Annotated in this window: 24 protein-coding genes and 1 riboswitch; of the genes, 18 read left to right on the forward strand and 6 right to left on the reverse strand. The window is 35.2% G+C overall.

Annotated features, from left to right (window positions below; all coding sequences use genetic code 11):
* The first annotated feature begins 1 nt into the window (after window position 1).
* The 12 genes from addA (at window position 2) to AXY_RS04170 (ending at window position 13,395) form a co-directional block, all read left to right on the forward strand.
* The gene (gene addA, locus AXY_RS04115; RefSeq protein ID WP_015009524.1) at window positions 2-3,718 is read left to right on the forward strand and encodes a helicase-exonuclease AddAB subunit AddA; all 3,717 of its coding nucleotides are present in this window, start codon (window positions 2-4) and stop codon (window positions 3,716-3,718) included.
* 264 nt (window positions 3,719-3,982) lie between these two features.
* The gene (locus AXY_RS04120; protein WP_015009525.1) at window positions 3,983-4,933 is read left to right on the forward strand and encodes an ABC transporter permease; all 951 of its coding nucleotides are present in this window, start codon (window positions 3,983-3,985) and stop codon (window positions 4,931-4,933) included.
* On the forward strand, window positions 4,926-5,873 hold the full coding sequence (locus tag AXY_RS04125) for an iron chelate uptake ABC transporter family permease subunit (RefSeq protein WP_015009526.1): 948 nt from the start codon (window positions 4,926-4,928) through the stop codon (window positions 5,871-5,873). The genes AXY_RS04120 and AXY_RS04125 overlap by 8 nt, the downstream gene beginning before the upstream one ends.
* Window positions 5,867-6,625: an iron ABC transporter ATP-binding protein gene (locus AXY_RS04130; RefSeq protein WP_015009527.1), complete on the forward strand. Its 759-nt coding sequence runs from the start codon at window positions 5,867-5,869 to the stop codon at window positions 6,623-6,625. Before AXY_RS04125 ends, AXY_RS04130 begins: the two co-directional genes overlap by 7 nt.
* A 54-nt stretch (window positions 6,626-6,679) precedes the next feature.
* Window positions 6,680-7,621, forward strand: a complete 942-nt coding sequence (locus AXY_RS04135) for a siderophore ABC transporter substrate-binding protein (RefSeq protein WP_015009528.1) — start codon at window positions 6,680-6,682, stop codon at window positions 7,619-7,621.
* 155 nt (window positions 7,622-7,776) lie between these two features.
* Complete coding sequence (locus AXY_RS04140; RefSeq protein WP_015009529.1) at window positions 7,777-8,241, forward strand: chemotaxis protein CheX; 465 nt, start codon at window positions 7,777-7,779, stop codon at window positions 8,239-8,241.
* Between the two features lie 127 nt (window positions 8,242-8,368).
* A complete protein-coding gene (locus AXY_RS04145; RefSeq protein WP_015009530.1) occupies window positions 8,369-8,914 on the forward strand; it encodes a chemotaxis protein CheW in 546 nt (181 codons plus the stop codon).
* Between the two features lie 25 nt (window positions 8,915-8,939).
* On the forward strand, window positions 8,940-9,296 hold the full coding sequence (locus AXY_RS04150) for a response regulator (protein WP_015009531.1): 357 nt from the start codon (window positions 8,940-8,942) through the stop codon (window positions 9,294-9,296).
* Window positions 9,297-9,383: 87 nt separating this feature from the next.
* Window positions 9,384-10,616, forward strand: coding sequence for a methyl-accepting chemotaxis protein (locus AXY_RS04155; protein ID WP_155835464.1), 1,233 nt, complete (start codon window positions 9,384-9,386; stop codon window positions 10,614-10,616).
* Between the two features lie 153 nt (window positions 10,617-10,769).
* Window positions 10,770-11,933 carry an acyl-CoA dehydrogenase family protein gene (locus AXY_RS04160; RefSeq protein WP_015009533.1) on the forward strand — a complete coding sequence of 388 codons (1,164 nt, stop codon included), beginning with the start codon at window positions 10,770-10,772 and terminating at the stop codon, window positions 11,931-11,933.
* Between the two features lie 52 nt (window positions 11,934-11,985).
* Window positions 11,986-12,918 (forward strand): M14 family zinc carboxypeptidase, encoded by a 933-nt coding sequence (locus tag AXY_RS04165; RefSeq protein WP_015009534.1) that lies wholly within the window; start codon window positions 11,986-11,988, stop codon window positions 12,916-12,918.
* Between the two features lie 57 nt (window positions 12,919-12,975).
* Window positions 12,976-13,395 (forward strand): universal stress protein, encoded by a 420-nt coding sequence (locus tag AXY_RS04170; RefSeq protein ID WP_015009535.1) that lies wholly within the window; start codon window positions 12,976-12,978, stop codon window positions 13,393-13,395.
* Between the two features lie 50 nt (window positions 13,396-13,445).
* Here the strand turns inward: AXY_RS04170 and AXY_RS04175 are convergent, their stop codons facing one another.
* From AXY_RS04175 to AXY_RS04195, 5 genes are all read right to left on the reverse strand, one after another.
* The gene (locus tag AXY_RS04175; RefSeq protein WP_015009536.1) at window positions 13,446-13,853 is read right to left on the reverse strand and encodes a Fur family transcriptional regulator; all 408 of its coding nucleotides are present in this window, start codon (window positions 13,851-13,853) and stop codon (window positions 13,446-13,448) included.
* A complete protein-coding gene (locus AXY_RS04180) occupies window positions 13,850-14,704 on the reverse strand; it encodes a metal ABC transporter permease (RefSeq protein WP_015009537.1) in 855 nt (284 codons plus the stop codon). Before AXY_RS04180 ends, AXY_RS04175 begins: the two co-directional genes overlap by 4 nt.
* A gap of 13 nt (window positions 14,705-14,717) precedes the next feature.
* Window positions 14,718-15,473 (reverse strand): metal ABC transporter ATP-binding protein, encoded by a 756-nt coding sequence (locus tag AXY_RS04185; protein WP_015009538.1) that lies wholly within the window; start codon window positions 15,471-15,473, stop codon window positions 14,718-14,720.
* Window positions 15,474-15,757: 284 nt separating this feature from the next.
* Window positions 15,758-16,078 carry a spore coat protein gene (locus AXY_RS04190; RefSeq protein ID WP_015009539.1) on the reverse strand — a complete coding sequence of 107 codons (321 nt, stop codon included), beginning with the start codon at window positions 16,076-16,078 and terminating at the stop codon, window positions 15,758-15,760.
* Between the two features lie 26 nt (window positions 16,079-16,104).
* On the reverse strand, window positions 16,105-16,347 hold the full coding sequence (locus AXY_RS04195) for a hypothetical protein (RefSeq protein WP_015009540.1): 243 nt from the start codon (window positions 16,345-16,347) through the stop codon (window positions 16,105-16,107).
* A gap of 197 nt (window positions 16,348-16,544) precedes the next feature.
* On the opposite strand from AXY_RS04195, the gene AXY_RS04200 reads away from it, so the two are divergent.
* The gene (locus AXY_RS04200; RefSeq protein WP_015009541.1) at window positions 16,545-16,901 is read left to right on the forward strand and encodes an arsenate reductase family protein; all 357 of its coding nucleotides are present in this window, start codon (window positions 16,545-16,547) and stop codon (window positions 16,899-16,901) included.
* 15 nt (window positions 16,902-16,916) lie between these two features.
* The gene (gene gcvH, locus AXY_RS04205) at window positions 16,917-17,300 is read left to right on the forward strand and encodes a glycine cleavage system protein GcvH (protein ID WP_015009542.1); all 384 of its coding nucleotides are present in this window, start codon (window positions 16,917-16,919) and stop codon (window positions 17,298-17,300) included.
* Window positions 17,301-17,766: 466 nt separating this feature from the next.
* Here gcvH and AXY_RS04210 read toward each other — a convergent pair whose 3' ends face one another.
* Window positions 17,767-18,189 (reverse strand): TlpA family protein disulfide reductase, encoded by a 423-nt coding sequence (locus AXY_RS04210; protein WP_015009543.1) that lies wholly within the window; start codon window positions 18,187-18,189, stop codon window positions 17,767-17,769.
* A 110-nt stretch (window positions 18,190-18,299) separates the two neighbouring features.
* A riboswitch (SAM riboswitch) is annotated at window positions 18,300-18,412 on the forward strand.
* Window positions 18,413-18,504: 92 nt separating this feature from the next.
* Here AXY_RS04210 and AXY_RS04215 point away from each other — a divergent pair.
* From AXY_RS04215 to sufC, 4 genes are all read left to right on the forward strand, one after another.
* Complete coding sequence (locus AXY_RS04215) at window positions 18,505-19,521, forward strand: methionine ABC transporter ATP-binding protein (RefSeq protein ID WP_015009544.1); 1,017 nt, start codon at window positions 18,505-18,507, stop codon at window positions 19,519-19,521.
* A 1-nt stretch (window position 19,522) separates the two neighbouring features.
* Entirely contained in the window at window positions 19,523-20,188 is a 666-nt protein-coding gene (locus AXY_RS04220) for a methionine ABC transporter permease (RefSeq protein WP_015009545.1), read from the forward strand.
* Window positions 20,189-20,217: 29 nt separating this feature from the next.
* Complete coding sequence (locus AXY_RS04225; RefSeq protein WP_015009546.1) at window positions 20,218-21,033, forward strand: MetQ/NlpA family ABC transporter substrate-binding protein; 816 nt, start codon at window positions 20,218-20,220, stop codon at window positions 21,031-21,033.
* 322 nt (window positions 21,034-21,355) lie between these two features.
* Window positions 21,356-22,141, forward strand: coding sequence for a Fe-S cluster assembly ATPase SufC (sufC, locus tag AXY_RS04230; protein WP_015009547.1), 786 nt, complete (start codon window positions 21,356-21,358; stop codon window positions 22,139-22,141).

Consider the following 22,141-nt stretch of genomic DNA (forward strand, 5'->3'; position numbering starts at 1 on the left):
AATGGTAAAGTGGACAAAAGAACAAAATGATGCCATTTATACGTCTGGACATGATGTTTTAGTCGCTGCCGCTGCTGGATCGGGAAAAACGGCTGTTCTTGTTGAAAGGATTATCCAAAAGATTCTTAATGAAAATGATCCAGTTCATATTGATCAGTTGTTAGTGGCGACATTTACAAATGCCGCAGCACAGGAAATGCGTAATCGAGTCTCCTCAGCTCTTGAACAGGCACTAGAGGAAAATCCGGAATCAGCCCATTTAAAACAACAATTAACGTTAATCCAACAGGCTTCAATTTCAACATTGCACTCATTTTGTTTAGATCTCGTCAAGCGTTATAGCTATTTAATTGATATTGATCCTGGTTTTCGAATTGCCGATGAGATTGAGGCTGATTTACTTCGTCAAGAAGTCATAGATGATTTATTTGAAGATTGGTATGGGAAACCATTTGATCAGCAAGAAGCTTTCTTTGAATTAATTGATCGCTTTTCGAGTGATAGAAGTGATCAAGAGGTTGAGCTACTAATTTTAAAATTATATGAATTTGCGATGCAGAATCCTTCGCCTGATTACTGGTTGGACCAGATCGCAAATCAATACAATATACCTGATAACATTGATGAATCTGAGCTAAATTGGTTGCTTGTATTAAAACAAGATGTACGTGATCAACTTGAGCAATCACTTGAAGATTTAGAACAAGCACTTAATCTAACCCGTAAAAGTGACGGGCCGTATCATTATGCTGAGGCAATTGATTTAGATATTCTATTAATTCAAGAACTAAAAGCGAAGCTAGAGTTTGGCTGGGATCAAGCACAACAAGGGTTTCAACAGCTTTCATTTAAGGCACTATCACGTAAGAAGGTTGAATGTGATCCAGATAAACGAGAGCGCGTTAAGGTACTACGCGATCGTAGTAAAAAACGATTAACAGAATTAGCTAAGCAATTGTTCACACGTGACTTATCGGCTCATTTAAAAGATCTCAGAACACTATATCCAACTGTCAAACAGCTTGTGATTTTAGTAAAAGATTTTGGTAGTCGCTATCGTGAACTTAAAAAAGACCAAGGTTTAGTCGATTTTTCTGATTTAGAGCATTATGCGTTACAGATTTTGCGCGATCCAGAAAGTCGTCATGATGAAATAAAGCCATCTAGTGTTGCGATTGAATTACGCAATAAGTATGAAGAGGTTTTAGTTGACGAATACCAAGATACAAACATGGTTCAAGAAACGATTATTCAACTCGTATCAAGAGATGAACCCGGAAACTTATTTATGGTTGGAGATGTGAAACAAAGTATTTATCGTTTCCGACATGCAGAACCGTCACTATTTATTGAAAAATACAAGCAATTTTCACAACCTGGCTCATCAGGAGCACGAATAGATTTAGCTAAGAACTTCCGAAGTAGGAAGCAAGTACTTGAGGCAACGAACTATATTTTTAGACAGGTGCTAGATGAAGAAGTTGGTGAGATCAATTATGATCTAGACGCAGAATTAATCTATGGAAACTTAAGTTATGACGAAGCGTCGCAAGAAGATGTTGAAGCAGAGCTTGTCATTATTGATCGTGAAGCACAAGACACCTCTGATTCTGAAACTGGTGATGAGACTTTCGTTGATTTAGCTAAAGCGGAAATTGAAGCACGTGCATATGCAAAACGGATTAAGCAATGGATCGGAATTGATGGATCAGAACCAAGACTTGTATTTGATAAGGATACGGGGATGAGTCGACCTGCTCAATATCGTGATATCGTCATTTTATTACGATCAATGACGTGGGCTCCAACGATAATGGAGGAGTTAAAAAAGCAGGGCATACCAGTCTATGCAGAATTAACAACAGGATACTTAGAAGCAATTGAAATTCAAGTGATGTTAAATGTTCTAAAAATTATTGACAACGCTAAGCAAGATATTCCATTAGCGAGTGTTTTAAAGTCACCAATTGTCGGTATTAATGAAGAAGAACTAACTCAAATTAGATTAACTAACCAAAGAGTGAGTTATTATGAGGCGTTACAAGAATTTTTACCAGAGATTCAAGATCGCCAGCTAAAGGCGAAATTAACGCAATTTGTTGACCGATTGACAAACTGGCGTCAGCTAGCAAGACGTGGTAGTTTATCTGAGCTTGTTTGGCAAATTTATCGTGAAACGGGCTACTATGATTTTGTTGCAGGTATGCCTGGTGGACGTCAGCGTCAAGCGAATTTGCGAGCGTTATATGATCGTGCTCGTGGCTATGAGCAAACGACATTCCGTGGACTGTTTCGTTTTTTACGGATGATTGAGCGGATGGAAGAGCGAGGAGAAGATCTTGGTGCAGCTAGAGCACTTGGAGAGCAGGAAGATGTTGTTAGAATTACCACAATTCATAAAAGTAAAGGTCTAGAATATCCGATCGTCATTTTAGGCGCAATGGATAAAGTGTTTAATCAGCAAGACTTACGTCAACGATATCTTTTGCATAAAGATTTTGGCTTCGGTAGTCGTTACATCGATCCAGAGAAGCGAATCATGTATCCTACATTACTGTATTATGCGATTCGACAGTATATGAAACGGGAGCTATGGGCTGAAGAAATGCGTGTCCTCTATGTTGCGCTGACACGAGCAAAAGAAAAGCTTGTCATGGTTGGGACAGTCAATTCATTTGAGAAGAAGCAAAACCTCTGGTTAGAGACTGTTGAACAACCAGATTGGACGTTACCTAGCGCAACACGACTGCAAATGTCGAGTTATATGGATTGGGTTGGTGCAAGCGTAATCCGCCATCATCAAGCCGAATTATTAAGAGGTGATGAGCAAGCTGTTCAAATCTGTGATGAAGTATTTAATGACCCTTCAGCATGGAAAATTAGTCTAGAGCATGCCCGAGATTATCAAACGGTAAGCGAAGATAAACAAATCGACCTCATTGACTTAAGGGATAAGATCGATCAAGGTGAACTCATTACTGATCTTGATCCTGAATTGACTAAGCACGTTGAGAATCGTTTATCATTTAATTATCAGTACGTCCAAGCGACTGAGCATCGTGCTAAGCAGTCAGTAACTGAGATCAAGCGACAACAAGAAAAGATAGACGACAATGCTGCAACAGATCTCATTCGCCCATTCCAACCACAAATAACGGCTCGACCAACATTCATGTTAAAAGAAAAAAGACTGAGTCGTGCTGAAATTGGTACAGCAATGCATACAGTTATGCAGCATATTAGCTTTGAAGAAGATTGGGATCAATCAAAATTGAAGCAATTTATTCAACAACTTGTTTTGAAAGAAATTTTAACTCATGAACAAAGTGAAGTGATTGATTTAAGAGGCATTGAACAATTTTTCCATAGTGATGCCTATCAAGTCATTAAAAAAGCTCGACAAATTGAACGAGAAGTACCATTTAGTGTGATGATCCCGTCTAATGAGGTTTACCCGGATTGGCAAGGTGAGCAAGAAGATATCTTTTTACAAGGTATTATCGACTTGCTTGTTGAGACTGATGATGGTTGGGTGATTATCGATTATAAAACAGACTATGTCAACCCAGTAGTTGATCAAGCTGAAGTGAATCGTTTGAAAGATCGCTACCAAACACAAATTAAACTTTATAAACAAGCGATAGAAACAATATTGAAAGTTGAGATTAACCAAACATATCTTTACTTCTTCAATCGAAGTATATTCATTGAGCTATAAAACGATAACATGATGAAAATCCGAACGAAATGTGAAATGATCCGTATACTTAAAGTCATTTATGTAGTTAAAAATCTACTTTAGGTAAAGGATATCAATAAATTCGTTCGGATTTTTTTATTTAGTTGGGTAAATTAACTGAAAAGTGTAAAAAATATAAAAACTCGTTCTGCTCTATTGACAGTTTCTATATACATGATAAAATTAATACATCTAATTGATAATGACTCTCATTATCATAATATTATATAATGAGGTTTTTTTATGAAATATAAATATTTAATTCCAATTTTGATAGTCTTATCAGGTCTATCAATCTTTATTGGAGTGGTACCTTTAAAAATCACTGATATCTTTCAGCTAACGGACCAACAAATGCAAATTATTATGATCAGTCGTCTACCAAGATTAATCAGCATCATCATTGCCGGAGTAGGCTTAAGTATCTCAGGATTAATCATGCAGCAGCTTAGTCGAAATAAATTTGTTTCACCTACAACTGCAGGGACTATGGACTCAGCTCGTTTTGGGATTTTAGTTGCAATGTTAATGTTTAGCAATGCAACACCGATGCAACGTGTAATTGTTGCATTTGTATTCTCATTAGCTGGGACTTTTATTTTCATGAAAATCCTCGATAAAATTAAATTCAAAGACCCAGTATTTATTCCTTTAGTTGGCTTAATGTTTGGAAGTATTATTAGTTCAATTACAACATTTTTTGCTTACCAGCATGATTTAATACAAAATATATCTGCCTGGCTACAAGGTAACTTTGCATTAATGATGCAAGGAAGATACGAATTACTTTATTTAAGTATCCCATTAGTGATCATTGCGTACTTTTTTGCTAACCGATTTACGATTGCCGGTTTAGGTGAGGATTTTGCGAAAAACCTCGGTCTAAATTATCGATTCGTAGTCAATTGTGGGTTAACGATTGTTGCTTTAATTTCGGCAATTGTGATTTTAACGGTTGGAACAATCCCATTCCTCGGTTTAATCGTACCGAATATTGTTTCGATTTATCGTGGCGATCATTTGAAAACTAATTTACCTTATACTGCTTTACTAGGAGCTATTTTCTTATTGTTTAGTGACATATTGGGTAGAGTGATTATTTTCCCTTATGAAATAGCAATTGGCGTTGTTGTCGGGGTACTTGGGAGCTTTATCTTCCTATATCTCATCATGAGGAGAAATGCATATGACTAATCGAAACAAACTGATGTTATTAATCGGTATCATGCTTGGACTGATTGGATTCTATTTATTTTTAGGATTAGAAGGAAATGTCGGTTATATCTTAACGCGTCGCGCAACTCGAATGCTTGCGATTGTGACAACTGGTGCTGTCATTGCGGTGGCAACAGTCATTTTTCAAACGATTACAAACAATCGACTCCTAACGCCAAGTTTAATAGGCTTGGATTCGTTATATCAGTTGTTGCAAACCTTTATTATTTTCTTTTATGGTTCTACAAGCATTACGATCGTTAATCAGAAGATCAATTTTATCATCTCAATTGCATTAATGATTGTCTTTGCGCTTGTATTATTTAAGATTTTATTTAAACGTAATCATAATGTATATCTCATATTATTAATCGGTCTAATCTTCGGAACGTTTTTCCAAAGCTTTACGACATTTATGCAAGTGTTAATTGATCCAAATGAATTTATGATGATTCAAAATCGAATGTTTGCTAGCTTTAACAACGTTCAAACTGACTTGTTGTATTTAGCACTAGGTATATTACTGCTAACATTTATATATTTATTCAGATTCTTTAAATATTTAGATGTATTGTCATTAGGTAAAGAGCATGCGATTAATTTAGGTGTTGAATATGACAAAATTGTTCAACGATTAATGATAATCGTCGCAATCCTTATTTCAATTGCCACAGCACTTGTTGGACCAATTACCTTTTTAGGTATATTAGTCGTTAACGTCACATATGAAATGTTTAAAACTTATCGTCATTCAATTTTATTAACAGCAACGATCATCATTAGTGTGATCGCTTTAGTAGGGGGACAATTAGTTGTTGATCGGATATTCTCATTTTCAACAACGTTAAGTGTGATTATTAATTTAATGGGTGGTTCCTACTTCTTATATCTTATTTTAAAGGAGAATCGAGCATGGTAAAGATCAAAGAGGTTGTCAAGACGTATGGTGATTCAGTCGTTATTGATCATGTGTCAATGACAATACCTAAAGGGAAAATTACCTCCTTTATTGGGCCGAATGGTGCAGGTAAGAGTACGCTTTTATCGATTGTCAGTCGATTAATTGCTAAGGACCATGGGGAAGTATTGATAGATGATCAAGAGGTTTCGACAGCGAATAATAAAGAGCTAGCTAAGAAGCTTTCAATATTAAAACAATCCAATCATATCAATGTTCGCCTAACAGTTAGACAGCTCGTAAGCTTTGGTCGATTTCCTTATTCACAAGGTCGCTTGACTGAGCTTGATAAGAAAATGATTGATAGTGCGATTAAATATATGGAATTAGAAGAGATGGAGGATAAATTTTTAGATCAGTTAAGTGGTGGTCAAAAACAGCGTGCATATATCGCAATGGTCATCGCTCAGGATACTGATTATATTTTACTCGATGAACCATTGAATAACTTAGATATGAAGCATTCTGTTCAAATTATGAAGGTGCTTCGTAGACTAGTCGATGAACTAGGTAAAACGGTCATTATCGTCTTACATGATGTGAATTTTGCCTCCGTATATTCAGATTATATTGTAGCGCTGAAAGATGGGAAAATTGTAAAAAAGGGTAAGACAGAAGAAATTATTAATAATGGTGTTTTAAAAGAAGTATACGATATGGATATTCAGATTCATGATATCGATCAATGTCGTATTTGCCTATATTTTAATTAGTTTAAGAAACATATGCTAAATTCCAATTAACTTTTTTTAGGGGAGAGAAAGAGAATGAAGAAACTATCATTATTCATATTTATGTTAATTTTTGCGAGTTTTATTGTCGCTTGTGGGGATACATCTAAAAGGGAAGCTGACAATACATCAAAAGAAGCAGCTGCGACTGTAGAAGTTGTTCATAATTTAGGAACAACTGTTGTACCGAAAAATCCAGAAACAGTCGTTGTTTTTGACTTTGCATCATTAGATATCTTGAACTATTTTGGTGTTGAGGTTGCTGCATTACCGAAAGCTAGTGTGCCAAGTTATTTAAGTCAATATGAAGCAGATCAATATGAAAATGCGGGAACATTATTTGAACCGGATTTTGAACTGTTAGCAAATTTAAATCCAGACTTAATTATTATTTCAGGTAGAACGCAAGAATCGTATGACGATTTATCAGAGCTTGCACCGACAATCTTTTTAGGAATTGACACAGCAGATTATCTTGGTTCATTTAAAACTAATGTTTCAATATTAGCTGAGATTTTTGATAAAGAAGAAGTAGCAACAGAAGCAATTGCTCAAATTGAATCAGATATCGCTGATCTTGTTGATACTGTACCGACTGATAAAACGGGATTGATTCTCTTAACGAGTGATGGATCATTAAGCGCATATGGACCGGGATCACGTTTTGGTGTTATTCATGACGAATTTAATGTAACACCTGCAGTAACTGACGTCGAAGCTGCCACACACGGCCAAAATATTAGCTTTGAATTTGTAGCAGATGTTAATCCAGATTACTTATTCGTCTTAGACCGTAATGCTGTTACGGGTGGGGAATATGATGCTGCTTCAACACTTGATAATGAATTGATGAATCAAACAACTGCAGTTCAAGAGGAACAAGTCACCTACTTAACACCTGATTATTGGTACTTATCAAGTGGTGGAATTGAATCTGTAACACAAATGATTGCAGAAATTAAAGCAACATTTAAATAAATAAAAATGCATAGGAAAATGGTCGCGGTTTCGACCATTTTCTTTTTTTATAGTAAAATAGCTTGATAATTTATGTCGGTTAACCGAAAATAGTAAAGAAGGGTGTAGTGTAAAGGTTCTATAACACAGTTTTTTAATAGATAAGGATGATGGGTATGACAGTACAGAGTAAAAGTATTAATGAATTAGTTAAAGAGGTTTATAACGGTACAATATTTGCCGTGAAGAATATAATCCCACTTGAACCAGCGGTCGGATCACCACAATTGATCAATCCACCACTTAGTGTTAATTTCGGAGTGATGATTGGTTTTACAGGTGGTCTAAAAGGTGAATTAGTATTAAAGGCTGATCCAACTTTTGTTAGTCTAATTGGTGAAAAAATGTTTGGGATGCCGGTTTCTGGTGAGATGCTCGAATCTTTTGCTGGTGAATTAGGGAACATGATAGCGGGTAGTTTATCTACACATTTAGCAAATCAAGAAATAAGAACAGACATCACACATCCGACAGTCTTAAAGGGAGATGCTCAACTGTCAGGCTTTAAGCGTGCACTTTTAGTAGAAATCACCTATGAGAATAATCAACAGTTAGCAGTACATTTGTTACTTAATCAGTAGATTATAACGCTATAATAAGTAGTCTTTTTAATCATTGAAGTTTATTAGATTTAATTTATAATCTAGGTAATAGATGGGTAAACATGCTATAATTGAGCTATTAAAGATAGGTAAAGGAGTTATCAATATGAGTACTGAAAAATATATTGTTTTTCAACTGAATGGTCAAGAATACGGCACAAGTATTGAACAAATTGTCTCAATTGAAAGATTGCAAAAAGTTGTTTCGTTGCCAAAGGTATCTGACTTTATTGAAGGGATCACTAAACTACGTGGTGATGTTATTCCTGTTATTGACTTAAAAAAACGGATGGGCTTACCAGAATCTGAGGAGACAGATCAATCAAGAATGCTCGTTTCGCTTATTAATGAGATTGCAGTCGGCTTTGTTGTAGACGCTGCTTCTGATGTGATCGATATTGATGATTCTGTTATTGAACCAACACCAACAAGTGTGAAGGGAATTGATGTTAATTTCCTAAGTGGTGTGGCGAATCTTGATGATCGCTTGTTGTTACTTGTTGATTTATCACATGTTTTAAACTATGAAGAAATGACGGAAGTTAAACAAGTTGTAGAAGATGAAATTGAAGAAGAGCAACAACCACAAGAAGAATCGACAGAGCAAGTAGAAGAGTCAAATAATAATGAAGAAATAGCAACTGAAGAATAGACATGGAAATAGGGAGAGATAGAAAATGGCTCGAATTTTAATTACAGATGATGCAGCGTTTATGCGTATGCAATTAAGAAATATTTTTGAATCACTTGGACACGAAATCGTTGGTGAGGCGGAAAACGGGCAAGTCGCAATAGATTTATATAAAGAATTAATGCCTGACTTAGTAACGATGGATATCACAATGCCTGAAATGAACGGTGTTGAAGCGGTTAAAGGTATTAAAAGCTTTGACCCAAATGCAACAATTGTGATGTGTTCTGCGATGGGACAGCAACAAATGGTATTAGAAGCAATCCAAGCAGGGGCTAAGGATTTTATTGTTAAACCATTTGATCAAGAACGCATTAAACAAGCGATCGAAAAAATATTTTAAATGAGATTGTCTATAGATTCATCGCTAGCTACTTAGGTTATAGAGTATTTAATCGCTTATACTACATAATTAAGGAGAATGAGTAAGATGAAAAATAAAAAGAATCTCGTTTTATTAGCAGTTATTATTAGTGCATTACATATCTTAGCACTGGTTTATAGTTTATTCTCATTAAACGTGTTAACTTCAATTGGAATTGATAGTTTAATCGTAATTGCAGCGGCAGTAGTAGCTAGTTTCGTGCTTGTCTTTATCTCTATTAAAGTAAGAAATAAAGATGAGCGTTTAATTGAAGCGCGTCTTGAGGCTTTAGGTAATGATGAATTGGTAGAGTTGCCTGAAGGTAAGATTAAGGCTAAAGATTTAAGAGAAATTAATAATAAGATTGAACTCGCGCATGAGCGTATCATTAAATCACAAGATTTAATTACACAAGTGACACAACATGTTCGTAATCAAATCTCGACATTAATCAACAATATGGAAAGACTAACAACTGATAGCCATAATATATCACATACAGTTCGAGAAATTTCAAGTGGATCAGAAACTCAAGCGCAATCAGCTGCAACATTAACTGAAATATTGTTCCAGTTTACTGATACGATTAAAGAGGTTGCAATCAAAGGTGAATCGATTAAGAGTGAATCTCAGCAAATGCTTAATATGACAAATCAAGGTGAAAACTTGATGGATCAGTCTGTCGAGAAAATGGACATTATTGATAGTACGATTAAGCAGTCTTTAGAGAAAGTTAAAGGCTTAAATGAGATGACACTTAAAATTACTCAACTAGTAACAGTCATCCAAGAAGTAGCTGAGCAAACAAATCTCCTAGCTTTAAATGCTGCCATTGAAGCGGCGCGTGCAGGAGAACATGGTAAAGGCTTTGCGGTTGTAGCAGATGAAGTCCGAAAGTTAGCTGAACAAGTGAGTTTATCTATAAATGACATTACAGATACAACGACAGGTATTCAAGAAGAATCCTCGGCTGCAGTGACTGCACTAGAAGAAGGGTATCGAGCTGTTAATGAAGGTGCAAACCAAATCAAAACAACAGGTGATACAATCAAACAATTAAATTCTGTCATTAATAATATGGGAACAGAAATTGATGATACTTATAGCGCACTCTATGATGTATTAGATGATACGAAAGCAATTAATGATGCAATATCTAATATCGCGAGTGTATCTGAGCAATCAGCTGCTGGTATATCAGAGGTAGATTCAGCTACAGAACGCTTAAATCATCTCCTTGTTGAGATTAAAGAGATGTTAGAAAAAGATGCACAATATTTAAAAGATGTTGCTAAATAACATGTATGAATGACCCAGTGGATTTATCTTTATTCACTGGGTCATTTTTAATAGGGTAGTTTTTAAGCTGAGCATAGAGAAGGTAGATTTATTGCAAGTTTGTCGTAAAGTCCATAAAATACAGAGTAACGATCAATCGTGAGGAGGATATGGATGTCAATATTTCAAACGTATGTTAGAAATGAACGTCAACAACAATTGATTAATTTAGCTGAACGATTAGGTAATCAAGCACTAAAGCGGATTAAACAAGCAGAAGAATACGCAGAGTTACCTAAAGAAACAGTAACTGAATTCAAACAAGAAAAGTTCTTTTCACTTACACTACCTAAAGCAATAGGCGGTGAAGAGTTATCACTTTATGAATTTTTATTAGTTCAAGAAAGACTTGCTGCGGCTGATGGAGCAACAGCACTATCTTTTGGGTGGCATCTAGGCATTATAAAGGAACTAGCAGAAGAACGACCGTGGCAACCAGAGATTTTTGATAAATTAGCACGGGAAGTTGTAGAAAATCAGGTACTTGTAAATAGAATCGCCTCGGAACGGGCAACAGGCAGCCCAACACGAGGAGGTGTACCTCAAACAATCGCAGTTAGACAAGGAAATGATTATATCATTACTGGCCAGAAGACCTTTTCGACAATGGCTGCTGTACTAGACTACTATATTGTCTCTGCCTATGTTGAGGATAAAGATGCTGTAGGCTCATTTTTAATAAAAAGTGATACACCAGGTATTTCAATTAAAAAGACGTGGGATACAATGAGTATGAGAGGAACTGGTAGTGATGATCTAATTTTTGATCAAGTGAAAGTAGATCAATCTCTACTTGTTGAGCTTAATAATCAAGCCAATCCTCGAAAAGCAAAAGGGTGGCTACTGCATATCCCTGCATGTTATTTAGGGATTGCAATTGCAGCTAGGAATGAAGCCATTGAGTTTGCGAAAAACTTTAAACCAAATAGTCTAAACACACCTATTTCTGAAGTGCCTCACATTCAACAAAAGATTGGTGAAATGGAACTAAAGTTAATGCAAGCACGTAGCTTTATGTATCAAGTCGCGACAGAATGGGATAATCGCACCAAAGAAGAGCGTCAACTACTCAGCGCAGAATTAGCTGCCGTAAAAACTGTAGCAACTAATATTGCAAATGAAGTAGTAGATTTAGCGATGCGGATTGCAGGTGGAAGAGGGCTATCGAAATCATATCGCTTTGAACAATTTTATCGTGATGTTAGAGCAGGACTGCATAATCCACCAATGGATGATATGGTACTGCAGATGTTAGCCAATCGAGCGCTATCAGAATAATGTACTAAATCCCCCTTACATAGGCATAGCTTATTAGGGGGTGATTTATTTAATGGAAAGTAAAATTGAACTTGCTCAAATTTATCGGTACGACAATTTAGTAAGTGACTTAAATCAACTTGCAAAACAGTTTCCAAATTTAGTTGAACTTGAAACGATCGGAACATCAGTTGAAGGGCGAAAACTATTAGCATTAAAGGTTGGCACAGGTGATGTTAAGGTCATTTGTCATGGTGCGCATCATGCTCGTGAATGGATGACTTCACGCCTTATTGTAGATTTTATTTGCCACCTAGTTACAAGCGAGGCTGAGCCTTGGAAGCATATTAGGGAAGAATGGTTAGACCGAATGACGTTTTGGTTTGTTCCAATGGTAAATCCTGATGGTGTCACATTAGTACAGGATGGACCAGATCATTTTAGTAATCGAGACGAATTAATTGATCTTAATGATGATTCATTGGACTTTTCTAGTTGGAAAGCAAATGCACGGGGAGTCGATTTGAATCGTCAATACCCAATTGACTGGGAAGAAATTCAAGCAGATCCAGGACGACCAAGTTCAAGTAATTATAAAGGAGAGCATCCTTTAAGTGAACCAGAAATTAAATCACTTGTAGATTTTGTGAATCAACATGATTTTGATTGTGCCTTAGCTTATCATTCATCTGGTGAGGAAATTTTCTGGCGTTATAATTTACCGAATCGTTTTATCGAGTCATTTCGTCCATTAGCCAATCAACTCGCAGATGTCACAAAATATTGTTTAATTGAGCCAGAAGGGATACCGAGTGGTGGAGGATTTACTGATTGGTTTTTAACTAAATTTAAAAAGCCATCATTTACATTTGAAATTGCGCCATATATCGGTCCGCGACCAGTTCCATATCATTATTATGATCAAGTTTTCTATGATAATAAACAAGTGTTGTACACAGTTGGGGACTTTTTACTAGATAATTCAGCCGAATGGCTTAAAAAATGATACAAATTTTCAGAATTATTGATATAATATAAGTATCAAATAGTAAGGGGTGGTCTCATGTTTAAAAACATATTATTAGCTTCTGATGGATCGGAATATTCTATTCGCGCTTGCGAAAAGGCAATCTATATAGCTAAACAAGACCCTGAATCAAAAATCACAGTTTTATACGTGGTAGATGCAGCAACGTCTAGAGCAGACGTGACAAAAATCTATAATGCAACAGAGTTAGATCAGAGTCGAAAAGCAAAGTTAGAAATAACTGAGCGTAAGTTAACTGAGGCTGGAATAAATTATGAAATCGTTGTACTACATGGGGATCCAGGTCCGACTATTGTAAAATACACGAATGAAAATGATTTAGACTTATGTGTAATTGGTAGCCGTGGCTTAAATAGATTCCAAGAAATGGTGTTAGGTAGTGTCAGTCACAAAGTTGCCAAACGCGTAGATTGTCCTGTAATGATTGTAAAATAAATTAAAACCTCCTTCTTTACATCTGTTTAGTCTGTAAAGAAGGAGGTTTATTAATGGCATACAGGACAAAGCCCGTAAATCTCAAATTTATGGTCTTCAATTAAATAGTTTTGTAATTCTTTAGCTATGTCTTCCATTGGGCAGAGATCAATCTCTTGTGTCATACCACAAGTTCGACAAATAAAATGGTGATGATGATGATCTGCACAAGACAATTGATAGAGCTTTTCTCCTTCTAGTTCTGTTGATTCTAAAATCTCTAGTTCTGTAAAGAGATTTAGATTTCGATAGATCGTATCAAAACTAATGCCCTCATAGTGTTCTTCCATATAATCGAGTAAATCCTTTGCAGTTCGGTATCGGTCTTCCTGTTCAAAGAAAGTCAAAATTGACTCACGCTTATCGGTATATTTATAGCCCGCATCTTTTAATATAGTTAATGCTTTCTCAATATTCATAGGATCGCCTTCTTTCTCTTCATATTAAGCCATAGCTTTTTCCCGCTAATTGTTAATAATAGGATTAGAATTGAAATCATTACAATCGTTCCTCCAGGAGGAATTTCTAAGTAGTAACCAGAAATTAATCCACCGATAACTGAAATCTCTCCGAAAATAACTGAATAAATGATAGTCTGCTTAAATCCTCTAGCTATTCGTATACTTGCAGCAACAGGAAGTGTCATTAGTGCCGAAACAAGTAATACGCCAACAATTCGAATAGAAGCTGAAATAACTAATGCTGTTAAAATAATAAATAAAAAATGAATTCGTTCAGCATGAATTCCTGAAACTCTAGCATATTCCTCATCGAAAGAAAGCATAAATAATTCCTTATAAAAGATGATGAGCACAGTGACAACGATGATAGCGATAATTAATATTCCATAAAAATCATTCCGACTAACTGCGGATACTGAACCGAATAAATAATTATATAAATCATTATTAAAGCCGTCAGCTAGTGAAATAAAAATAACACTTAATCCAACGCCAGCTGATAAAATGATCGGAATTGCTAACTCTTGAAACGCATGGTAAACCCTACGTAGCCGTTCTATTAATACTGCACCAATAACTGAAAATGCAGTGCCATAATAAAAGGGAGTCAGAAGCAATAAACCAAATTTCTTTTCAACAAATAATCCGAATGCAATTCCAGCTAATGTAACATGGGACAGGCCATCAGCAATGAGTGACAGGCGCCTAACGACAATAAATGAACCTAATAGAGGACCGATTAATCCAATTAACAGTCCAGTATAAAATGTATTTTGTAAAAAGTCATATTGAAAAAATTGCGATAACATAGATAACACGTCCTTAATGGTGATGGGTCACTAATTTTAAATCATGACCATAAAAATGTGACAATTCCTCATCAGAGATATTTGCAAACTCTTCAGTTCCGCCATGAAAATGTAATACTTTATTTAAACATGCAACACCATTAGCATATTTTGTAACTGTACCAATATCATGTGAGACAAGTAAAAGTGTAATATTATTTTCTTGATTTAATTGATTCAGTAATTGATAAAATTTCTGAACATGCTCTGTATCAATACCAACTGTAGGCTCATCTAAAATTAATAATTTAGGATCGCTCACAATTGCTCGTGCAATAAAAATGCGTTGCTGTTGCCCACCTGATAGATCGCCAATATTTTGATCAATATATTCAGACATACCAACTGTTTCAATTGCCTTCATCACCTTTTGGTGCTCAGCTTTTGTGAAAAATTTAAAATACCCAACCTTTGCGACAAGGCCTGTTGCGACCACTTCTCTAACGGTTGCAGGAAATCCGCGGTTAAATGCATTTGATTTCTGAGAAACAAAGCCGATATTATTGGAGTCTTTAAAATGCTTGATGTCTTGACCAAATAAATGAATTGAACCCTGCTGGATCGGAATTAATCCAAGCAGTAATTTAATTAGTGTCGTTTTCCCACCACCATTTGGTCCGATTAGACCTAGAAAATCACCTTCATGAATATCAAGGTTAATGTCATTTAACGCTATTTTATCCTCATAGGCATAGGAAAGGTTTTTAATTGTTACAAGTGACTCTTTCATAAAAGTTAACTCCAATCTTTTGAGAGAATTTATTAATTAGCTAGCCAAATAGCATGTTCTGACAATTTGATTAATTAGCTACGTACGTTGACGTATCATTACTTTATTAAGAATTTGATGAAATTATGAGATAACGTATCAATATAATAATGAATCTTTAATGATTTTAGCGTATTATTAACATTTTGTAAATAGGAATGATTACGGTTTAAGGTAGTCAAAAAAACACCCTAAAGATTAGGTGTATAAATTTGCTAGTAACTAATCTTTAGAGTGTTATGTGTTTAATGTAATGGGAATTGATTTTTATAATCAGTAAATTGATTTACAGCTTGGTTAATTTGTTGTTGTTCAGCACGATCCAAGCTATACCAACCATGTTTAAACATTAAATTAAAAAGATGTCGGTGCTGGTTTTGTGTTTCGGTAAATATTTGCAAAATATTATCGTATAACGCTTGGTTACTCGCTTCGTTCAATGCTGTCGAGTATCCGTCAGTCATATATTTTTCTGTTGCAAGTAAATCATTAAGTATATCGCGATCATTCAGATTCGGTGTTTTTTCTATTTGTGTTTCAGGATTCTGGACTTTACTTGGTTGCATTGCTAATACCTCCATATAGTGTTCTGTTAGTTCGTTTGACTTTTAGTGAAGTTGAGTAACTGATTATAATGTTTTTGATGCATTTTTTCAGTTTGTTCAATTGCTTGCTTAATTTCAGGTATTTGACATTTCTCAGCCAATGCATGAGCTTTTTTTACGACGTTTAAATTCCATGACATCATATCAGTAAGGTATAAGAAATCCTTACTACTTATCATTGTTGGTGGTTGAGGCATTGAGCCATTCGCTTGTTGATTCATTTGTTGCATAAATATATCCTCCTTAAAAGTAATGATACTGGTAATATGGCTAAATCCTTAAAACAATATGCAACACCAATGAAATAGCTCATTCGTTAGCGAGTAATTTATATTTTTGTTCACATATTAGTCAATAAGCAGTTTACTAGCAAAAACGAGCTATCCAACTTATACTATACATATTAGTTGATAACTAAGGAGTGAATATGTTGCTTGAGTTTTATTGTTATCCAAAGTGCAGTACATGTCGTAATGCAAAGAAATGGTTAGATGAAAATAATGTAGAATATCGGGATCTTAATATTGTGGAAAAGACGCCAACTGCCGAGCAATTAACTAAGATCATTAAAATAAGTGAGTTGCCAATTAAACGGTTCTTTAATACGAGTGGCATTAAGTATCGAGAAATGCAACTTAAAGATAAATTGCCAGCTATGACAGAAGAAGAGCAAATTCAAATCTTAGCCTCTGATGGCATGTTGATTAAACGTCCACTTGCATTTGATGGTAATCATGTTACATTAGGATTTAAGATAGAAGAATACGAACAAGTTTGGAAATAATAAAGGAGGATTTTCATGAGTGTTCCAAGTAATTTAAAATATTCAGATGAACATGTGTGGGTTAAGCAAGAAGGCGACAGCTTTCGAATAGGAATTACTGAGCATGCGCAAGATGAGCTTGGGGATATTGTATTTGTTGAATTACCTGAAGTTGCTGATCAACTATCTGCAACAGACACATTTGGGAGTGTAGAGTCTGTTAAAACAGTATCTGAGCTCTATGCACCAATCTCATTAGTTGTAACGGAAGTAAATGAAGAGCTAGAAGATCAGCCAGAATTAGTTAATGAATCACCATATGAGAATGGTTGGTTAATTGTAGCTAAGGCGACTGATGAAAAAGAGCTAGAGCAGTTGTTAACAGCTGAGCAGTATGAAAAGCTTTTAGATCAAGCCTAAAATGAGTCAAATTAAAGGTGACACTAGCTTAAACTTGGATTAGGAGACTTACTTAATCAAGTTTAACCGGCTAGTGTTGATTTTTTTGCGTGATTTTATAGAATTAGACCGGTTGGTAAAAAATTATAAAAGTGCTAAGATTAAGTCAATAAATCTCAATTTAGAAAGATTGCCTTATTGTATCAGTGGGCTTTCCAGAATATTTTGCAAGTTAACTGCGTCTACTTAGTAAATAATTGATAGGAGTGATTAAGTTGAGGAATAGGCAACTTATTATAAAACTCATCTTAACAGTTATAATATTTTTTATTCTGTTTATTTTAGTTAGATGGTTGATTAACATCGAGTTTGTGCCATGGTCGATTGTGACAGATGTTCTGTTATTATTACTCATCCTACCATTAAACTTATGGGTATCTTACACATTGTCTAGTAGGATTATGAATCGATTTTTAAAATGACTTGTCTAGATAAACGGACGAATCGTATCGATTAACTCAATCAGATCTACTTGTCCTGTTATTTGCTTAATCAATTCACCTTTTGGATTGATGATTACTGTTGTAGGTACGCCATGACAATTATATGTACGGTATGTTTCAACTCCTCGATCAATTAATGTTGGTTGTGTTAAATATTCACGGAAATATTTGAGACCAGCGATGGTGCTACGTTCTCTGCCAGAAACATTTATCGTAAGGAATTTTACGATATTCTTATCGCTTGCTTGATAAAGTTTTTCCTTTAACATTAAATCAACACTACACTCTGGACACCACGAAGTCCAAAATGTTAGAACAATGATATTTCCAAGATGATCCTCTAAGTTAAAAATCTCACTCTGATCGTCTAAATAAGGTAATTGAAATATAGGTGCTTTCAAAATCATTCATCCAATTCTATTTTTTTTATAGTATAACATGTATTAGCAATTTTCAAAAAAACAATTGACACTATAAAGATCAAATGCTATGATATCAGTTAATTAAATATAATATTCTCTTATTTAGAGTGGTGGAGGGACTGGCCCGATGAAACCCGGCAACCGTTAAACAATGTTTGTTTAAAATGGTGCCAATTCCTGCAAAGCAAAAAGCTTTGATAGATGAGAGAGCATAGAGACTAGATATAAAAATACGTCTTTCTGTTCTTTCATAAACAGAAAGGCGTTTTTATTTCGTCATTTTAAAGGATGGGGAGTCAAATGATTAAAATAAGTCAACTAACAAAACGATTTTCCTTAGGTAAAAGTGAGATACATGCAGTTGACAAGATTAATTTATCGATTAAGCCGGGAGAAATTTTTGGTGTTATCGGCTATAGTGGGGCAGGGAAAAGTACATTTGTCCGTTTGATAAATCGACTTGAGGAGCCAACAAGTGGATCAATTATTATTGATGATGAGGATATTACGAAATTATCCAAAAAGGAACTACGATTAAGACGACAAGATATTGGGATGATTTTTCAACATTTTAATTTACTTTGGTCACGGACAGTTCGTGAGAATATTGCATTTCCATTAGAGATTGCCGGTATTGAAAAAGCTGAACGTGAAAAAAGAGTTGATGAACTGATTAACTTAGTCGGATTAATAGGGAGAGAAGATGCTTATCCCTCACAATTAAGTGGTGGTCAAAAGCAAAGAGTGGGTATTGCTCGTGCTTTGGCAAATCGTCCGAAGATCTTACTTTGTGATGAGGCTACTTCAGCTTTGGATCCAGAAACAACAGATTCTATATTATCGTTATTAGTGGATATAAATGAAAAATTAGGATTGACGATTATTCTCATTACACATGAAATGGATGTCATTCAAAAGATTTGTCATAACGTAGCGGTCATGGAAAATGGTCGAATTGTCGAACAAGGGGCCGTACTCGACTTGTTTTCAAATCCACAACATCAAGTTACAAAACGATTTGTTGAACAAGTGATGGGTAAACCTGATGAAGAGGTCACTGAAGAAACTTTGCTTCAAACTGTTTCAACAGGAAAACTCTTGAAGCTACAGTTTATTGGCGAGACAACAAATCAATCGTTAATTAGTCAAGTAGCTAAAAAGTTTGATGTGGAGCTAAATATATTACATGGTAATATTAAGCAGACACAAGCCGGTCCTTATGGATCACTGTATGTTCATATAACTGGTCGTGATGAATGGATTGAATCAGCGATTAAGTATATTCAATCAACCACTGTTAAAGTGGAGGTGATTTGACATGACTAATTTGTTTCCAAATGTTGAATGGCTAGATTTAATTGAAGCAACTGGTGAAACACTATACATGACATTAGTGTCGATGCTTGGCACATTAGTATTAGGTCTAATATTAGGATTAGTTCTATACCTTACATCACCGGATGGACTTTGGGAAAATAAATACATTAACTTAATAGTAGCTACTGTAGTGAATGTTTTTCGAGCGATTCCTTTTGCTATTTTAATTTTCTTACTATTTCCATTTACAATGCTATTATTCGGAACTTTCAGAGGAACTAATGCAGCTTTACCTGCATTGATTATCGGTGCTGCTCCATTTTATGCCCGATTGGTTGAGATTGCTTTACGAGAAGTAGATAAAGGTGTAATTGAGGCCGCTGAATCGATGGGAGCAAAAGTTTCAACAATTATTTGGAAGGTTCTGATCAAGGAGTCAATGCCTGCGCTTGTATCTGGTATTACCGTAACGACAATTGCTATCGTTGGCTATACCGCAGTAGCAGGAATGATCGGAGCTGGAGGATTAGGTGACTATGCCTATTACTTTGGCTTCACAAGACGTGATTTTGATATTGTCTTTGTTTGTACTGTTTTAATTATCGTTATCGTTTTCGTTTTTCAATTTATTGGTGATTTTATCACGAAGAAAATTGATAAGCGTTAATATAAAAAAAACAATAAGGGGAGATAATAATGAAAAAGAGATTGTTGGGTATTGTTTTAATTATTGCAAGTTTGTTTCTAGCAGCATGTGGGGATTCAAGTTCTGATGAAAATGTAATAAAAGTAGGGGCGACTAGTGTGCCACACGGGGAAATATTAGAAGAAATCTCTGATCTATTGGCTGAAGAAGGTATTGAGCTTGTGATTGAAACTTACACAGATTACGCACTACCAAATGAAGATTTAGCACGTGGAGAACTTGATGCAAACTTCTTTCAACATATACCATTTTTAGAAAAATCAATTGCTGAGAATAATTATGATATTGTCAATCTTGGTGGTGTTCATATTGAACCATTAGGTATTTATTCAAAAGAGATTACAAGTATTGATCAAATTGAACCAGGTACTGAAATCATTATTAGTCGTAATATCCCTGACCATGGCCGTATCTTATCATTATTTGAAGCAAATGGTTTTATTACACTCGCGGATGATATCGATAAAACGATAGCTGAAATTAATGATATTGTCGATAATCCATATAATTTAACGTTTTCGCCAGATGTAAATGCTGAATTATTAGTTGAAGCATATGAGAATGAAACAGACAAATTAGTGGCGATCAACGCTAACTATGCGATTGAAGCAGGTTTATCTCCAGAAAAGGATGCATTATTCTTTGAAGGAGACGATTCGCAATATGTAAACATTGTTGCTGTACGTACAGAAGATAAAGATGATGAAAAACTACTGAAACTGATTGAAATTTTACAATCTGACGTTGTAGTTGAATTTATTAATCAACAATACGGTGGAGAAATCATTCCAGTTGGAGGTAACTAAAAGTACGTGTGCTCAATTAACTGGCGTGATTGAGAATAACATGAGTTAATTTTAAGCCCCTTTAGTCATTATAAAGGGGCTTTTTTACATGGTAAAATGTTGTTTTTTCAATTTTTGCTCAATTCACTTCGCCTTTGATTCGATATTGTGTTAAGATAGTTACACAAAACTTTCTATACTAATCAGTGTGGAAATGTGTTTACTCTCGGTTGTTAATCTTGATATTAGATTTTAAATAGTATAAGATTGTAATGAGAATAAACTAGGAATGGTATAATTTACTATTCTTTAAATAAAAATTATTTTTTTGGAGGTATAGCTGATGGCGGGATCAACTTTAGAGATCAAAGATCTTCATGTAGAAATTGACGGTAAAGAAATCTTAAAAGGGGTTAACTTAACAGTTAAAGGTGGCGAGTTCCATGCGATTATGGGACCGAACGGAACGGGTAAGTCAACGCTAGCATCCGCGATAATGGGGCACCCTAATTATGAAGTAACTAAAGGTTCAATCTTAATGGATGGCGAAGACGTTTTAGAAATGGAAGTTGATGAGCGAGCAAAAGCTGGCTTATTTTTAGGAATGCAATATCCAAGTGAAATTAGTGGTGTAACAACATCTGAGTTTTTACGATCAGCGATTAATGCACACCGTGAAGAAGGTAATGAAATTCCATTAATGAAGTTCATTAAAGAGATGGACCGTGTTATGGATTTCTTAGATATTGACAAGAATATGGCACAGCGTTATTTAAATGAAGGTTTCTCAGGTGGAGAGAAAAAACGAAATGAGATTCTTCAATTAATGCTACTTAAGCCGAAGATCGGTATCTTAGATGAAATTGACTCTGGACTTGACATTGACGCACTTAAGATTGTTTCAAAAGGAATTAACGAACTTAGAAGTGACGATTTTGGCTGCTTAATCATTACTCACTATCAACGACTATTAAACTATGTTACACCAGATTTTGTTCATGTAATGATGCAAGGACGTATCGTTAAATCAGGTGGAGCTGAGTTAGTTGAGCGTCTAGAAGCTGAAGGGTATGAGTGGATTAAAGAGGAATTAGGAATTGAAGATGAGACGGTTGGTCAAGACGCTTAA

Source organism: Amphibacillus xylanus NBRC 15112 (assembly GCF_000307165.1).
Lineage (GTDB): Bacteria > Bacillota > Bacilli > Bacillales > Amphibacillaceae > Amphibacillus > Amphibacillus xylanus.

What these genes read in the sequence shown, in the direction of transcription:
- addA (WP_015009524.1), top strand. Translation starts at nt 2, where the DNA reads ATGGTAAAGTGGACAAAAGAACAAAATGATGCCATTTATACGTCTGGA.
- AXY_RS04120 (WP_015009525.1), top strand. Translation starts at nt 3,983, where the DNA reads ATGAAATATAAATATTTAATTCCAATTTTGATAGTCTTATCAGGTCTA.
- AXY_RS04125 (WP_015009526.1), top strand. Translation starts at nt 4,926, where the DNA reads ATGACTAATCGAAACAAACTGATGTTATTAATCGGTATCATGCTTGGA.
- AXY_RS04130 (WP_015009527.1), top strand. Translation starts at nt 5,867, where the DNA reads ATGGTAAAGATCAAAGAGGTTGTCAAGACGTATGGTGATTCAGTCGTT.
- AXY_RS04135 (WP_015009528.1), top strand. Translation starts at nt 6,680, where the DNA reads ATGAAGAAACTATCATTATTCATATTTATGTTAATTTTTGCGAGTTTT.
- AXY_RS04140 (WP_015009529.1), top strand. Translation starts at nt 7,777, where the DNA reads ATGACAGTACAGAGTAAAAGTATTAATGAATTAGTTAAAGAGGTTTAT.
- AXY_RS04145 (WP_015009530.1), top strand. Translation starts at nt 8,369, where the DNA reads ATGAGTACTGAAAAATATATTGTTTTTCAACTGAATGGTCAAGAATAC.
- AXY_RS04150 (WP_015009531.1), top strand. Translation starts at nt 8,940, where the DNA reads ATGGCTCGAATTTTAATTACAGATGATGCAGCGTTTATGCGTATGCAA.
- AXY_RS04155 (WP_155835464.1), top strand. Translation starts at nt 9,384, where the DNA reads ATGAAAAATAAAAAGAATCTCGTTTTATTAGCAGTTATTATTAGTGCA.
- AXY_RS04160 (WP_015009533.1), top strand. Translation starts at nt 10,770, where the DNA reads ATGTCAATATTTCAAACGTATGTTAGAAATGAACGTCAACAACAATTG.
- AXY_RS04165 (WP_015009534.1), top strand. Translation starts at nt 11,986, where the DNA reads ATGGAAAGTAAAATTGAACTTGCTCAAATTTATCGGTACGACAATTTA.
- AXY_RS04170 (WP_015009535.1), top strand. Translation starts at nt 12,976, where the DNA reads ATGTTTAAAAACATATTATTAGCTTCTGATGGATCGGAATATTCTATT.
- AXY_RS04175 (WP_015009536.1), bottom strand. Translation starts at nt 13,853, where the DNA reads ATGAATATTGAGAAAGCATTAACTATATTAAAAGATGCGGGCTATAAA.
- AXY_RS04180 (WP_015009537.1), bottom strand. Translation starts at nt 14,704, where the DNA reads ATGTTATCGCAATTTTTTCAATATGACTTTTTACAAAATACATTTTAT.
- AXY_RS04185 (WP_015009538.1), bottom strand. Translation starts at nt 15,473, where the DNA reads ATGAAAGAGTCACTTGTAACAATTAAAAACCTTTCCTATGCCTATGAG.
- AXY_RS04190 (WP_015009539.1), bottom strand. Translation starts at nt 16,078, where the DNA reads ATGCAACCAAGTAAAGTCCAGAATCCTGAAACACAAATAGAAAAAACA.
- AXY_RS04195 (WP_015009540.1), bottom strand. Translation starts at nt 16,347, where the DNA reads ATGCAACAAATGAATCAACAAGCGAATGGCTCAATGCCTCAACCACCA.
- AXY_RS04200 (WP_015009541.1), top strand. Translation starts at nt 16,545, where the DNA reads ATGTTGCTTGAGTTTTATTGTTATCCAAAGTGCAGTACATGTCGTAAT.
- gcvH (WP_015009542.1), top strand. Translation starts at nt 16,917, where the DNA reads ATGAGTGTTCCAAGTAATTTAAAATATTCAGATGAACATGTGTGGGTT.
- AXY_RS04210 (WP_015009543.1), bottom strand. Translation starts at nt 18,189, where the DNA reads ATGATTTTGAAAGCACCTATATTTCAATTACCTTATTTAGACGATCAG.
- AXY_RS04215 (WP_015009544.1), top strand. Translation starts at nt 18,505, where the DNA reads ATGATTAAAATAAGTCAACTAACAAAACGATTTTCCTTAGGTAAAAGT.
- AXY_RS04220 (WP_015009545.1), top strand. Translation starts at nt 19,523, where the DNA reads ATGACTAATTTGTTTCCAAATGTTGAATGGCTAGATTTAATTGAAGCA.
- AXY_RS04225 (WP_015009546.1), top strand. Translation starts at nt 20,218, where the DNA reads ATGAAAAAGAGATTGTTGGGTATTGTTTTAATTATTGCAAGTTTGTTT.
- sufC (WP_015009547.1), top strand. Translation starts at nt 21,356, where the DNA reads ATGGCGGGATCAACTTTAGAGATCAAAGATCTTCATGTAGAAATTGAC.